Below are 359 nucleotides of genomic sequence, written 5' to 3' on the forward strand. Positions count from 1 at the left end.
CGGCGCTGACGCTGACCGTCAGGACGCCGTAGCTGCCCTGCACCGTGCCGCCGTTGGTGACGTTGACGTCGTTGCCGTCCTTGTCCTTCAGCACCAGGCTGCCGACGCTGTCGGAGCCGGTATCGATGTTCAGCGAGCCGCTGGTGGTCTCGAGATCGGTCGCGGCCTGGCTGCCGCCATCGTCAAGCCCCGCCTCGTCCACCTGGCTGTTGCCTTCGGCGTTGGGCTCCTCCGGATCGACCTCGATCTCGGGAGTGGCGTCCACGGTTACCGTCAGCGTGGCGCTGTCGGTATCACCGTCGGCATCGACCACGCTGTAGGTGATCGCGGCCTCGCCCTCGAAGCCATCCGCCGGGGTG

General features: G+C 68.0%; 1 protein-coding gene. It reads right to left on the reverse strand.

Going from position 1 to position 359, the window contains the following annotated elements; translation table 11 throughout:
* On the reverse strand, positions 1-359 hold a 359-nt coding region (locus ACUN9Y_RS22260; RefSeq protein WP_445462919.1), incomplete at both ends, for an Ig-like domain-containing protein.

Source organism: Halomonas sp. V046 (assembly GCF_052645355.1).